This window comes from Silvanigrella aquatica, from assembly GCF_001907975.1.
Taxonomy (GTDB): domain Bacteria; phylum Bdellovibrionota_B; class Oligoflexia; order Silvanigrellales; family Silvanigrellaceae; genus Silvanigrella; species Silvanigrella aquatica.
Window position 1 is genome coordinate 574,250 of sequence record NZ_CP017834.1, and the last position, 13,647, is coordinate 587,896.

General features: G+C 35.8%; 18 protein-coding genes. 8 read left to right on the forward strand and 10 right to left on the reverse strand.

The window, feature by feature from the left end; genetic code table 11:
• The first annotated feature begins 65 nt into the window (after positions 1-65).
• Positions 66-941 (forward strand): chemotaxis protein CheX, encoded by an 876-nt coding sequence (locus AXG55_RS02480; protein ID WP_148696560.1) that lies wholly within the window; start codon positions 66-68, stop codon positions 939-941.
• A 104-nt stretch (positions 942-1,045) separates the two neighbouring features.
• On the opposite strand, the gene AXG55_RS02485 is transcribed toward AXG55_RS02480, so the two are convergent.
• From AXG55_RS02485 to rpmH, 10 genes are all read right to left on the reverse strand, one after another.
• Positions 1,046-1,969, reverse strand: a complete 924-nt coding sequence (locus AXG55_RS02485; RefSeq protein WP_148696561.1) for a flagellin N-terminal helical domain-containing protein — start codon at positions 1,967-1,969, stop codon at positions 1,046-1,048.
• Positions 1,970-2,210: 241 nt separating this feature from the next.
• The gene (locus tag AXG55_RS02490) at positions 2,211-3,170 is read right to left on the reverse strand and encodes an NAD(P)H-dependent flavin oxidoreductase (protein WP_148696562.1); all 960 of its coding nucleotides are present in this window, start codon (positions 3,168-3,170) and stop codon (positions 2,211-2,213) included.
• A gap of 12 nt (positions 3,171-3,182) precedes the next feature.
• Complete coding sequence (locus AXG55_RS02495; RefSeq protein WP_148696563.1) at positions 3,183-3,383, reverse strand: hypothetical protein; 201 nt, start codon at positions 3,381-3,383, stop codon at positions 3,183-3,185.
• A 2-nt stretch (positions 3,384-3,385) separates the two neighbouring features.
• Positions 3,386-4,204: an enoyl-CoA hydratase/isomerase family protein gene (locus AXG55_RS02500; RefSeq protein ID WP_148696564.1), complete on the reverse strand. Its 819-nt coding sequence runs from the start codon at positions 4,202-4,204 to the stop codon at positions 3,386-3,388.
• Positions 4,204-5,016: a PspA/IM30 family protein gene (locus AXG55_RS02505; protein WP_148696565.1), complete on the reverse strand. Its 813-nt coding sequence runs from the start codon at positions 5,014-5,016 to the stop codon at positions 4,204-4,206. Before AXG55_RS02505 ends, AXG55_RS02500 begins: the two co-directional genes overlap by 1 nt.
• A gap of 173 nt (positions 5,017-5,189) precedes the next feature.
• Positions 5,190-5,876, reverse strand: coding sequence for an SMC-Scp complex subunit ScpB (gene scpB / locus AXG55_RS02510; protein ID WP_148696566.1), 687 nt, complete (start codon positions 5,874-5,876; stop codon positions 5,190-5,192).
• Between the two features lie 17 nt (positions 5,877-5,893).
• Complete coding sequence (locus AXG55_RS02515; protein WP_148696567.1) at positions 5,894-6,454, reverse strand: hypothetical protein; 561 nt, start codon at positions 6,452-6,454, stop codon at positions 5,894-5,896.
• A 142-nt stretch (positions 6,455-6,596) separates the two neighbouring features.
• Entirely contained in the window at positions 6,597-7,571 is a 975-nt protein-coding gene (gene fmt, locus AXG55_RS02520; protein WP_148696568.1) for a methionyl-tRNA formyltransferase, read from the reverse strand.
• A 111-nt stretch (positions 7,572-7,682) separates the two neighbouring features.
• On the reverse strand, positions 7,683-8,189 hold the full coding sequence (folK, locus tag AXG55_RS02525) for a 2-amino-4-hydroxy-6-hydroxymethyldihydropteridine diphosphokinase (RefSeq protein WP_148696569.1): 507 nt from the start codon (positions 8,187-8,189) through the stop codon (positions 7,683-7,685).
• A gap of 66 nt (positions 8,190-8,255) precedes the next feature.
• On the reverse strand, positions 8,256-8,408 hold the full coding sequence (gene rpmH, locus AXG55_RS02530; protein WP_148696570.1) for a 50S ribosomal protein L34: 153 nt from the start codon (positions 8,406-8,408) through the stop codon (positions 8,256-8,258).
• A gap of 463 nt (positions 8,409-8,871) precedes the next feature.
• Here rpmH and AXG55_RS02535 point away from each other — a divergent pair, with 463 nt between their 5' ends.
• The 7 genes from AXG55_RS02535 (at position 8,872) to nusG (ending at position 13,584) form a co-directional block, all read left to right on the forward strand.
• On the forward strand, positions 8,872-9,291 hold the full coding sequence (locus AXG55_RS02535; RefSeq protein ID WP_148696571.1) for a hypothetical protein: 420 nt from the start codon (positions 8,872-8,874) through the stop codon (positions 9,289-9,291).
• A gap of 1 nt (position 9,292) precedes the next feature.
• Positions 9,293-9,661: a hypothetical protein gene (locus tag AXG55_RS02540; RefSeq protein WP_148696572.1), complete on the forward strand. Its 369-nt coding sequence runs from the start codon at positions 9,293-9,295 to the stop codon at positions 9,659-9,661.
• 14 nt (positions 9,662-9,675) lie between these two features.
• The gene (locus tag AXG55_RS02545; protein WP_148696573.1) at positions 9,676-10,050 is read left to right on the forward strand and encodes a hypothetical protein; all 375 of its coding nucleotides are present in this window, start codon (positions 9,676-9,678) and stop codon (positions 10,048-10,050) included.
• Between the two features lie 156 nt (positions 10,051-10,206).
• Positions 10,207-11,421 (forward strand): 23S rRNA (guanosine(2251)-2'-O)-methyltransferase RlmB, encoded by a 1,215-nt coding sequence (gene rlmB, locus AXG55_RS02550; RefSeq protein WP_148696574.1) that lies wholly within the window; start codon positions 10,207-10,209, stop codon positions 11,419-11,421.
• 14 nt (positions 11,422-11,435) lie between these two features.
• Complete coding sequence (locus tag AXG55_RS02555) at positions 11,436-12,368, forward strand: laccase domain-containing protein (RefSeq protein WP_148696575.1); 933 nt, start codon at positions 11,436-11,438, stop codon at positions 12,366-12,368.
• Positions 12,369-12,510: 142 nt separating this feature from the next.
• A complete protein-coding gene (gene secE, locus AXG55_RS02560) occupies positions 12,511-12,927 on the forward strand; it encodes a preprotein translocase subunit SecE (protein WP_148696576.1) in 417 nt (138 codons plus the stop codon).
• Between the two features lie 36 nt (positions 12,928-12,963).
• Entirely contained in the window at positions 12,964-13,584 is a 621-nt protein-coding gene (gene nusG / locus AXG55_RS02565) for a transcription termination/antitermination protein NusG (RefSeq protein ID WP_148696577.1), read from the forward strand.
• The last annotated feature ends 63 nt before the right edge of the window (positions 13,585-13,647 follow it).

The window sequence follows — 13,647 nt, forward strand, 5'->3', positions numbered from 1 at the left end:
TCGATACACCAATATGTCAGTTAATTGCTACCACTCTCTGATTGGATGAGAGGTATGAAAGCAGAATGTCTTCTCAAAACTCATTAGAAAAGAAGTTAGATAGATATTATGATGATATTATTGATAAAATCATGGAGCTTATCGAAACTCAAAAAAATGTATTGGGTGAACAAAAAGAACTGAGAAAAGATGTTGCTAAATTAAAGGAACATTTGCTTGAAGCCAAAACCGCCATTGAACAAGTTGAAGCTAAGATATCAAATTTGAATCGAGGTTCCCCCAGCGGAGTCTATCCCGGCAGCTCGGTGCGGACTTCCTATTCCTCAAGCCATACGCCTGCAATTCCTCATATTCAACCCAACACAACCACTGTAACTTCTGTGCCTGCTGCAGGTCAGGTTCCAGCAGCAGCAACGACAACGTCTGCAGCAGCACCCAAGAGTTTAAAGGATTACCTCGCTCAAGAAGTTGCTATTTTTGATGTTAAAGTTTTAAATGCATTTATAAAATCTACAAAAGAAATAGTGAAAACAAATACTAAAAATGACCCCACATTTTTAAAACCAATGATAGAAGCGGGAATAAATTTGCCCATTGTGATTGCTGGAAGAATGAATCTTTCTCGTGATAAAGGTAAAGGATCAATGGCTTTTTGTATGGAAAAGGAATCGGGAGCCGCCATAACTCGTGCTGTCTTTATGTTACCAGAGGATGCTAAGGTAACGGAGAGCGATATCAAAGATGTCACCAGCGAGATTTGCAATCAAATTTGTGGGAAGTCGAAATTAGCTCTTAAAAATGATGGATACAGTTTCGAAATTGGTTTGCCTGAAATTCATCAAGGTAAACCTAAAGAATTATTTGCTGTTTTAGGTAGGCCTAAAGTCGCTCTTTTTTTTGAATATATGAAAAAACCATTTTATGTTTTATTTTGGGGTTGAGTGTTTTTTTTTATTTATTGAAAAATTATATGACATAAAAAATATAGGTTTTAAATAATGAAATTTAAAACCTATATTTAACAAGAATAAATAATAAAATAATATTAGCCAAGTAAACGAAGAGCAAGAGCAGGAATTTGGTTTGATTGAGACAGTACGGAAACACCAGATTGTTTTAATATATTTGATTGTGCCAGTTTTGCTGTTTCTTCTGCAAAGTCGGTATCACGAATACGGCTATTTGTTGCCGCATTATTTTCTGCTTGAATGCTTAATTGGGTAATCGTGGAATTGAGACGACTTTGAATTGCACCCATTGTAGAACGGAAGGAGGATACTTTTGTAATAGCGTCATCAATCACGCTAATTGATTTTTGTGAATTTTCTTTAGTTATAACGCTTGATTTATCGTCTTCTTCGGATGTGCCTAAATTGAGTCCGTCTTCATCTACAGAGGCATCGACGCTACTAAAGTCAATACGAATGACGTTTGTTGGATTGATATTATCTTGACTATCTGCCGATTCAAAATAGTTTTTACCAACTTGAATTTCAAGCGGGAAAGGGTTGGAACGTTTCTTAATTTCATCATCGATATTATCTTGATTTCCAACAAGAAGAAGTGTTCCGTTAAATTCAGTGGTTTTTGATATACGATTAATTTCATCTTTAAGTTGGCTAAATTCCTTATTTAAGAAGCCTCTTTCTGTGTTACCAATGGTATCACTTGCACCTTGAATGGAAAGTTCGCGTAGCCTAGTTAATATGTTTCCTATTTCGCTTAAGCCACCTTCTGCCGTTTGAATTAAGGAAACACCATCGTTTGCGTTACGACGTGCCATGACAATTCCACGATAATCCGCTCTTAATTTTTCGCTAATAGCAAGACCTGCAGCATCATCAGAGGCTTTATTAATACGAAAACCTGAGCTCAATTTCTCCATTGAGAGATTGTTCATGTCATTACTTGTTGTTAAGTTACGTTGTGCATTTAATGATTGAACGTTGGTTGCTATGCGAAAACCCATGAGTTAGTGCCTCCCTTAATTCGTGTACTGTTGCCCTGCCTTGGCTTGAAAAAATTTAAATTTTTTCAATTTGCAGATTGCAATTTTTTTGACAGTGTCAAATTTGCAATAACATAATCGTGACACTGCAAATTCTCTTTAGAATTTTTTTTGATGATCATGAGGGAGAAGGTTAATTTCGAATATTTATAAAATGATTTTTATTGGAATTTTAATTTTAATTTTGTAAATTATTAAATTTTTAATGAAGTCTTTTTTTTGCTTCTAAAAATTCAATCTTGAATTTCTCTACTAATTTGGCACAAGTTAAAATGTCTTTAATTTCTGAAACAATTTGACCCACTTCAAGCTCTCCTTCTTGTAAATTTCCATGCAGCATTCCTTCCTTGGCTCTGCCTTTGCCAAGAAGTTCTTCCAGTTCTTCTTTATTCGCGCAACGTTCTTCGGCAAGGGCAACTGTTTTGGCAAATTCATTTTCAAGCAAACGAACGGGAACAAGTTTTTTCATTCTAAGAAATGTAGAATTAAAACGAGCCTGGCACATGGCATGTTTAAAATTGATATGCGCCGAACTCTCTATAGTTGAGGCAAAGGCAGTTCCAATTTGAACACCTTCAGCTCCTAGGGCAAGAGCCGCTAAAATAGCTTGTCCTGATCCAATCCCTCCTGCCGCAATAACAGGAATCGAAAGAAGATTTTGCATTTGCTGGAGCAGTACAAGAGTTGTAATTTCATCGCGGCCATTGTGACCGCCAGCTTCAAATCCTTCTACGACGACAGCATCTACACCGGCATCTTGGCATTTTAAGGCAAACTCGGGCGTGCTGACGACATGAACGACGATGCATCCTTCTTTTTTTAATAAAGGAGTCCATTTTTTAGGAGAACCGGCACTGGTAAAAAATATACGAATCCCTTCATTCAGAGCCACATGAATTTGTTCTTCCGTTTTTTCGTAAAGTAACGGGATATTTACTCCAATTGATTTTTGAGTCAAGTTCTTCGCTTTTTTTATTTGTTCCTTTAATATCTCGGGATACATGCTACCTGCGCCTAATAAACCGAGACATCCTGAATTAGCAGCAGCAGCAGCTAATTTTCCACCACTGACCCAAACCATTCCTGCTTGGACAATGGGGTTTTCAATTTCAAATAATTTTAAAATTCTACTTTCTGGCCATTTTAAACTTTGTGGGTTCATATTATCTCCAGATTAATTATTATTTTCTTTTTTATTTTCAGATTTTATTGATGTGTTATCGAATTCAGGCGATTTTAATTTTTCGTTTTTGCGACGAGTGACTTCATTATCAATATTTGTTGGTGAAGTTGCGAAGAGAGGTTCGGGGGGAAGTTTTACACCACAGCCTGTTATAAATGTCATTATTAATATTAAAATGGAAATAAATTGCATATCTATTTTTTCTTTTTATTTTTCATAAAATCAGCAATCTTTTTTTTATGCTCATCTTTTAAGAAATATTTATTAAATGTTTGAATGTCATATTCCTCAAGTTCTTGAAAATTATGAAAGGATTGTCGATCGAGTAAATCATCTCGCACTGATTTAGGGCAATCGGAAATTTGATTCACCCAATCCTCTATAGCATTCATACAAGCTTTTTTATTTTGAAATTCTTTATCCACTAATCCCATATAAAGCATTTGTGATAAATCGAGTTTCATTTTACCAAGAATTAATGCAGAAACTTTTTTAGGATTTAACTGCGGACAAAGCTCTGATAAACGTAGTGATCCTCCCCATCCGGGGGGAATTCCAAATTTTGTTTGGGTAAAATGAAAATCACAATTTTTGCCAATACTCCAACGAAAATCAGTAGCAAGAGCAATTTCAACGCCCCCTCCATAAGAAGGCCCTGCTAAAACCGAGAGCGAAGGAATTTTAAAATTATGTAGAAGTTGGCAAAAGGCGCGGATAGACGGCCCGTAGTGATGGCAAACCTCAGCAGGATTTTTTTGTAGCTCAATAAGATTACCACCACTTGAAAATATACCTTCGACATCGGATTGGAGCACAATCAAATGGCAGTTTTGATCAATCAAAAACTTTTCAAATAAGCTTTCATTGCTTTCTTTCGCAACGCAAATGCTTTGCATAATGGACGCCATTCTCAGGCTAATCGCATTGCGCGTTGAGGGACTACTTAACGTAACATAGCAAATTTTATTTTTAGCAATAATAGAAAAGTCTTCACCATCAACAAGTTTTGTCATTAATTTAATCCTGAATTAAATTTTTTATTAATTTCTGCTTCAATGGGATCTGATTTTGGAAGCGCAGCAAAAGGGTCATTTTTAACCCCTAGTTTTCCGTCCGAAATAGCACTTTCAAATGCAGAAAGATGCTTAGAGCGTGAGCCGGCCAGTTTTAGCTCTTTATCCATGTCTGTTTTCTCAACACCAGTTAATTCTGTGGAAAGTTTAGCAACGGCTTTTGATTTTTGACGGGCATTGCGAATGGCTTCCAGATTTTTTGATGAGGAATCCACAGACAATCCTGATAAACGGTCGTTTAATTCTTTAATTTTTTGAGAACTCACGATGTCGGCAACTGTTTCTGCTTCTTCTTTATTTAGAGAATCAATTTGGGTTTGAAGCTCTAAAAGGCGTACTTTATAGCGTTCTATGCCTTGATGTTGTTCATCAATTTCCGCTTCCAGTTCCTTAACGCGTTGTTCATTTTTTTCTGCTTTATCTGCTAATTGCGTGTATGCTGCTTTGTAGCGTTCATCAGGTGTTTTCTTATAGAGTTCAATGGCTCCCGCCATTTTTTGCTGTAACTCTTCTGATTCTCTTGAAATTTTTTTAACTTCTTCTGATTTCATTTCACGAATGCGAATAAGTTCAGCAACGGCTTCACGCATTTCCTGATAGTCTTTGCTCCAATCTTCTTTGGTTTTTCGAAATTGAGAACGGATGGCGTCAGGACTCGATGTGACCATTTTATCTGTGGCTCGCTGTGTTTTGCCTTCAGCAAGTCCAAAAACACTTGAAAAAAAACGACCTAAGCTATCAAAAAAACTCATAATTTACCTCCAGAGAACAATCTTACCATGCTCAACAAATGGGCGAGTGGTTTGTGCGCCTGAAATAATACCAGCACTTCCGGATTCTGTTAAGGCAGTTAAGACTTTCTCGTGCGAAAGTCTGAGAATATTTTTAAAATTTTCATATCTTAAATATTATATTGCAGAATATTTTAATTTTCTTCTTGTGTCGCAAAGCCAATTTCAGAAGCCGTCGTAATTTCTTCCGTCTGTTCATTTAGGGAATTCAAGGCGACAGCCGCTTTTTTCTGATCATCTAAATTCATTTGTAAGGAACGTAAACTCGGGAGCTGACTGAGGCTAGAAAGCCCAAACACCTCTAAAAATTTTTGGGTTGTTTTATATTCAATGGGATTACCAACTTCTTTCCTTGTGCCCGATGCGTAAATAAGCTCTTTATCTTTTAAGGTTTGGACAATAGAGGCGCTATCAACTTGTCTTAGAGCGTTTATCTGTGCTCGTGTAACGGGTTGTCTGTAGGCAATAATAGCCAGAGTTTCTAAAGCATTTTTACTTAAAGAACGTGCTTTTCCTGCATATTGTTTTTTTATTAAAGGCAAATATTCATTTTTTGTTTTAATCTGATATTTGTTGCCATTTTCAAATATTTCAAAGGCTCTGTCTTCATATTCAAAGGCAAGAGCCCGCAGCGCCATGCGCACATCGGAAAGGGAGACTTCTCCCCCGATCCAATTTCTGATTTCTCCAGCTTCTAAAGGAGAATCTGCAACAAATAATATAGCTTCAACTTTCGATTTTAATAAATCAAATACGGATTTATTTGTTGAAGCGAGTGACTCATTATGATTTTGATCAGCGTGGGATCTGTCTTCTTCCATATCATCCTAACAATCAATTAAACAGCTTCTTTGGCTTTGTTGCGTTCTCTTTTATGTATTTTTTTTTCGGGTTGTTCACTTATAACTTGTGCTTCAATAATATTGCGATCTGAAATTCTTTTTTGTGCGTCACAAATCAGAGTTTGAGCAATATTTTTTCTGAAATTTTTGAAAGATTCAATGCTTGTTGGTGCATTGTGAACAACGACAGAATTGACATATTTTACAATGGGAACAATATTTTTCCCATTATTATGCTCAACCAGCATACTTATGATTTCTTTTTGAACATCAGGAGTGGCTACGTCTTCGGGTTGTCCCTCCATAATTTTATTAACAAGTTTAGAAATATTTTTCTCAATTTCAGTCCCTGTTTTATGACCTACATCATTCATTTTACCTAATAAAAATTGCATTTCTTCTTTAGAAAAAGAACGTGCTGTATCTACGGCTTTGCGTGCAAGTCCGAACATCGCTTTGGGATTTAAATTTTCTTGGTTCTTTTTTAAAGTATCCACAATTTTAACGGAGTTGATGTTTTTAATGTTATTAATAAAGGAACTTAATTTGCTTTCCATTGTGCTCTTCCTTGTATATTGAAATAGTCAATTTAACGTACACTTTCTCGCTAAAGAGTTGCTATTATTCTGAGAAACTAAAACCTCTATGCTTTCTCATACACCCAAAAAAAAGATTCTTCAAATGGTAACTTCTATGATTTCATTTATTTAACTTAAAACATTTGCCTTTGACTCCATTCTGGAAATCTTTTGCAGAAACTGCTTTTTTCCCAGGAAGCTGCATTTCAAGGATTTCTAAAATTTCATTGTCACCACAACATACACATAGGGCATTTTGTGTAAATAATATTTCTCCCTTTTCTAAATGAAATGAATTGGGGCTGACTTGAGTGGCGATGATTTTGAGATCGACAATATCACCATTTAAGCTAAAGCTTGATTTCGTTCCAGGCCATCCTGCGAAAGCGCGGACTTTATTATGAAGAGCGAGAGCGGGAAGAGAAAAATTTAATATTCCTTCTTCGGGCTTTATTTTGTCTGCTTTTGTGGCTTTTGAGTGATCTTGTTCCACAATTTGCTGTGGGTTTAAAAAGTATTTGGGAAGACTTTTAACAAGTAAATGAGCTCCTTTTTCAAACAAGACATTTAACAAATCGGGAGCTTTTATTTCATGATTTAGGTCAAATTTTTCTTGAGCCACAAGGGGGCCTGCATCCATGGCAGCCACGGATAAAAGAAGTGAAACTCCTGTAATGCTGTCTCCGTTTTCAAGGCATCTTTGCACAGGGGCTGCTCCGCGGTACAAAGGTAACAGACTGGGGTGAATATTGAGAGTTCCATATTTTGGAATACTTAAAAAATCTTTTGGTAAATAGTTTCCATAGGCCGCAGTGATGCAAAGATCGGGTTGTAAGATTTTTAAATCATTGATAAACTCCTGATCTTTTGCTGTTTGTGGCGTAAGTACGGGAATCCCATGTGAAAGTGCTAATTCATGAACGGGGGAAGGGGTCTCGCTTCCGTTTCGGGTGGAGCGTGCCGGAGGTTGACTGACAACGAGTACAATTTTTAATTGACTTTCATGCTCTAATAAGATTTTTAATGCAAGTGCAGCAACATGAGGTGTGCCTAAAAATACTACTTTTTTCCGGTTATCAGATTGCAGAAAGACCATTATTTTAAACCCTTTGTCAAAGCGAAGTTCTGTGCCTTCACGAAAACTTTATAAAACCTGAACATATCCGAATTGGATATTTTGCAAAAGGTTTGCTGCCAAAATTAAACTTTAATCATGTTCAAAGTGCTTTGCAAGAAATTCCTCAGGAATATTAAGCTCTTTTTCGACCATATGGCGCCAAAAAAGGCGGTTGTAATATTCTTTATGCGGTACATTTAAATCAGGAGCGCCTTTAAAAGGGAAGGGTTTTCCTTTTAAAAAGGGAGTGTTGGTATCTCCTTGAACGCAGAACAGAATATCTACATCAAGGGATCGTGGCATCCACCGTCTTTCTCGTGGATGGCCTATGATGTTCTCAATTTTTTTAATATTTTCATATAGTTCTGCAGGATTTAAACGGCTTTCTGCTTCACAGACAAAATTGACATAATTTTCATGATCATTTGTATTGAACTCAGGGTGCTTAAGTGGAGTCGTTTCACTCCAGACACTTTGCTTTGTAATACAAATGTATTCTTCTAGTAATATTAATGATTTATTCAGATTTTGATGCCGATTCCCCACGTTTGAGCCAAAGGCAAGGAGATATTTGTATAATTTTTGATTTGTTAGCATTTAAAGTGATTTTCAGGCATTAAAAAAGGCGCATAAAAATGCGCCTTTTTGTATAAAAATACGAAATTACTTTACGTAAACCGTAGCAGCTAACTGAGTACGGCCTTTAGTACGGCGACGTTTGATAACGTTGCGACCATTTTTAGTAGCCATACGAGCACGAAAACCGTGCTTGCGTTTACGAACTTTATTACTAGGTTGAAATGTTCTTTTACTCATGGTGAAAATCCTCTCAAATCACAGGAACCCTGTAGCTAGCATAAGCCTAAAGATAGCGCAAGCAGAAATTATAAAAATTATGACTTGATAAAATAACTCCTGTTTTTAGTTGGTTGCAAGATTTTAAGGCTTAAATCTCCCTCATCATCTGGGTGGTGTTGCTAAAGCTGGGGCTTGATGAGCGAACTTCATCAAAAATAAACAATGTTTTTAGGTTCATTTTTGATGATTTTGAGTTGATTAAAATGTTGGGTCTCATTTTAATAAAAAAAAATTATTATGATTAAATTAAATTTTTAAATTTTAACTTTATTATTTTAATTTATTAAATTAATAAAAAATAGATTACCAATATTTATAATTATTTTTTTGTATAAAATAATTGACAATTTAATTTTATTTATATATTTATAATTAAATAAATACATTTATTTCAAGTAAAAATATGGATAAAGGAGTTATAATGTCATTTAAAAAAAATTTATTCCGGTTTTTTTTAATTTATTTTTTAATTTCATCGCGCTTTTTATTTGCTAATGAAGTTTATGTTTATTGTGCTGATAAAAAGGAAAATTGGCAATGGCTTAAAAATAATAATGAATATGTAAAAGTAGAAGGAGATTGGGGAGAAAAATTAATGAATTATTCATCATATTTTTATTATTTTATTCCGAAAGGAGGTTTAAATGAAATAAATATATTGAAACAAATGTGCCTGAAAAATTTTGGTAACGATTTTATATATCCTCAGCCTGGATATTTTAATTCCAGTTATTGGTCGGTTTTTGCTTATAATTCTAATGAAATTTATGTGGGACATATTACGCATTTTATAATTTGGCCAACATCTCGTAATGTACTTCTTATGAATATGGGTGATTAAAATGAACAATATTTTTTTAAAATTAATTTTATTATCAATGATAATTTTCAATAAAGAAATACAAGCTGAATATGCCTATGTTTTTTGTTCTGATGAACAAAAAAATTGGCATTGGTTAAATAATAAGAATTATACAGTAAATGGTTTATGGAGTATTCGTAGTGGCAGTTTATTTTCACATTATTATTTTAAAATTGAGGGAGGTTTTAATAAAATTTACGAATTAAAAATGGATTGTATGAAACAATTTGGAGATAAATTTAAAAATGCCCAGCCTTCAGATTATTATTCAAGGTATTGGTCTGTATTTATGGATGAAGCAGGTATAATGGCATCGGGTCATAAGTCTATATTTTTTAAAAATAAATGAAATGAGGTGTGATTATGAGAATTATTTATAGTTTAATTTCATTTATTATTATTATTTTTGTTAATCCCGTCTTTTGTTTAAGTGAAACATATGTTTTCTGTGCGGATAAGAAAAGAAATTGGAAATGGTTAAATACAAAAAATAATAAAATTAGTGGTGAGTGGGGGATTTTTAGTACAAATTCGAAATATGGTCATTATTATTTTATTCCAGAAGATGGTATTCATAAAATCAGAGAACTTAAAATGGCTTGTATAAATGAATTTGGACAGGAATTTATCTATCCGCAACCTTCGGATTCCTACGCAAGATATTGGGCTGTGTTTGCAATAGATAAAAGTCATTTGATACCAGGTCATTATACTCTTTTTAGTTATAATTCTAATTAAAAATTTTGATTATATTTTATTAAATATCTTCTTTAAAAAGGATCTTTTCTTTTGTTAGCAAATTCATGTTTGCTTTGACATCGTTGCCTTAAATGGCATAGCTTTTCCTATGGTGGATTCATATCACGCTTTGTTTAGGAAGAGAGAACGATTACTATGGTTTTTAAGAAAAGAGAGAGCTCAAGCTCCAAGTCGAAACATTCTCCAAAGGCAGAAAAGCCTGATAAAAGAAGTTCTTCAAAGTCTGATAGATATGCGGGTACTGCTAGACCTCAAAGAGATGAGAGAGCTGAGCGTCCAGAAAGATCAACAAGGCCAGAAAGATCAACAAGGCCAGAAAGATCAACAAGGCCAGAAAGATCATCAAGGCCAGAAAGATCATCAAGGCCAGAAAGATCAACAAGGCCAGAAAGATCATCAAGGCCAGAAAGATCATCAAGGCCAGAAAGATCAACAAGGCCAGAAAGATCATCAAGGCCAGAAAGATCAACAAGGCCAGAAAGATCAGAGTTTAGAGATTCTTCTCAGGAAAGAGCACAAAGGCCAGAAAAAAAAGATTTTGCGCCTGCAAAATTTAGAAAAGCACCTCCTAAAGAACTTTTCATTTGGGGAAGAAGAACGGTTGAAGCTTTTCTTGCGAATTTACACCAAGCAGGAAATGCTGATGGCTCTAAATATGCACTGCATATTATTGTAGACAAAGCTCATAAAGCACCTTCTCAATTAAAGCCCTCAGTCGAGTCTGCGCAATTATTAGGAATTAAAATTGTTCCTCACGATTCTGCTGAAGAGACATGGCCTTTGGCAGATGCATCTGAAGACTTAAATCATCAACGCGTTTGCCTTAAAATTCCTGAATATCCTGTGCAAAATATTGTGGAAGCCATCAATGTTGTGAAAGCAGCTAATGAAAACGCGGCGCATGGTTGCGTGGGAGTTGTTCTTGATCAAGTTCAAGACCCTCGTAATTTTGGTGCTATCATCCGCAGTGCCGCCTTTTTTGGATTAAAATTTGTTATTTACGCTACAGATAGACAAGCAGACATCTCCTCTTTGGTATTAAAAACCTCGGCGGGTGGGGCTTTTTCGCTCTCATTAATTCCTACTGTGAACATCAATCGCGCTTTACAGCAATTGAAAGAGGCGGGTTGCTGGGTTGTGGGTACAGCTCTGACGGAAACTGCGGTATCATTGAAGGAATTGCCTAAAGATAGAACATGGGTTGCCGTATTGGGTAATGAAGGTAAAGGCTTGCGTCCTGAAATTATGAAAAACTGTGACTATGTTGCCAAGGTACCTGGTGGTCAGGGAACGGTTGATTCCCTTAATGTCAGTGTTGCGGCTGGTGTATTATTTCACTCTCTTACGTAATATAAGGTTTTTGTATGAGACTGGTCTCTCATTTAAATGTACAACAAAACCCGTTTTATATTCCTGACAGCTTTATGAGTACGTTTCCTATCGAAACGATTTCTTTAGATTTTGATCCTTTTTCGACATATTTACCAAATAAAAGTATGTCTATTTTTGGATTAAAAACAGGAATTGCTTATTCCTTGAACGAGCCTTTGCCTAAGACGTTTACTGTGAAATCCTATCACAGTAACGTTATTGTCAAGGCGTCTGACAGCTGTCCTCAGGCCGATGCCCAATACGTTGCTGCTTCTAATCCAAAATTATCTCAAATTCTTCAAGGTAAAAAACATTTAGGACTGCAAACGGCGGATTGTCTTGCGGTGTCGTTTGTTTTTGAAGAGAAAGAACACTATTTGGGAGCACTAAGTCATGCGGGTTGGCGCGGCTTTACTTCAGGTATTTTGCAAAATACGCTTGAAGTGTTAAAGCAAGAAGCTCTTGCTGTAGGAATATCTTCAGAGCATCTTTTATCAGGTTTAAAAGTTCATATTTCTCCTGCTATTTTTGGTGTGAGTTATGAAGCAGGTGAGGATACTCAGAAAGCTTTGCAAAAGCATGGTGAAATTTTATTTTTGAAGTACCCCAAAATGAATTATTATTCCGAGTGCTATCAGAGCCTTATTGATATTTATCAAGATGCAAAACTGTCTTCTGTGGTCGAAAATCATCTTTTGCAAAATCAGCAGTCCTGCTACTTGCCGCATAAAATTTTTCCAGACTTACAGCTTTTGGCCGCTGTCGAGTTTGTTGCTTCTGGGGTTTTGCATGAAAATATTGAGATTTTAAGGGAAAATACATATAATCATCCCACTCTTTTTAGTTTTCGTGAGGCAACTCATAAAAAAACGAACAGAAGTTTGCGGCAGTGGACACACCTTTGTTTTCCTTCCACAGAGGATTGAATGAAGTGTCTTCCCTTCGTTTTTTAAGTGGGGATTGGTGTTATTTTGCCTTGCTCCGCTTCATAGAACCGTGTTAGCCCTGTAGCATTTATAGGGCGCTTGATATCAGTATGGGTGAGCCCCAGTAGGAGATGAAAAGCAAATGAATGAAGTTTCTCAGGTAGCATATCGTTATGCGGCTCTTTTCTATGGAATTATTGCAGCATATTTTTGGTATATTTTTTATTCTTTATGGGGTTTTCTTGGAAAAAACTATTTTCCACAAGACGTTTCCAGTGTATTAAGTATCCAGAACAGTCACTTTCACACAGTTAACATTATTGTGGCAACAGTTTTAACTCTTGCTGTGACGGTCGTACTGGTTCTCAATCGTAAGCTCAAAGATTTTATTGTCGACGTTGGCGATGAGCTTTCCCGTGTTGCTTGGCCAACACTCAAAGAAGCTCAAAAAACCACTGCAATTGTGATAGCTCTTGTAATCGTTTCTTCCATTGTCTTGTTTTTTGCAGATACTGTATTTTTAAGAGTTATTAATCTTATTATGAACACAGCGGCGTAATAAAAATATTAATTATCATTCAAGGAACATGAAAAAATGGCAGATCCCAAAGTAAATGAAATTGATTCTTCTGTAAAACCCACTTCTTTCACTCATGAAAGATTCAAGTGGTATGCTGTGTTGACGCAATCAGGCATGGAAAAAAAAGCCAAAGCAACACTAGAAGAACGTATTAAAAAATTAAAAATGACTGATTATTTTGGACAAATTCTAATTCCAACAATGACAGTAGAACGCATTGATGAAGGCGGAAAAAAGAAAAAAGTTGAGCAAAAAATGATGCCTGGCTATCTGTTTGTTCAGATGGATCCAGAACATAAACCGACTTTTGGTTGTGTTAAGGATACACCTAAAATTTCTTCCTTTATTGGTTCAGCGGCAAATCAGGATCCCAAGCCTGTGCCTGACGAAGAAATCAGTCGTATTTTCAACCGTGCTGCGGAAGCAACGAAGGCTGCTCCCGCTAAGCCTTTGACAGCATTTGAAAAAGGTGAAAAAGTTAAGGTTATTGACGGTCCTTTTACAAACTTTGTGGGTGATATCGATGAAGTGAAAGCGGATAAAATGAAGCTTCGCTTGCTCATTTCCGTATTTGGTCGCGCTACGCCCGTTGAGCTTGAATTCAGTAAGGTGGAAAAGCTCAGAGATGGTGAGTAAAGTTTAAAAATCATCTTACGATATAAGTAACAGTCTCGTCACGTAATTAAAGAGAGCTACAAT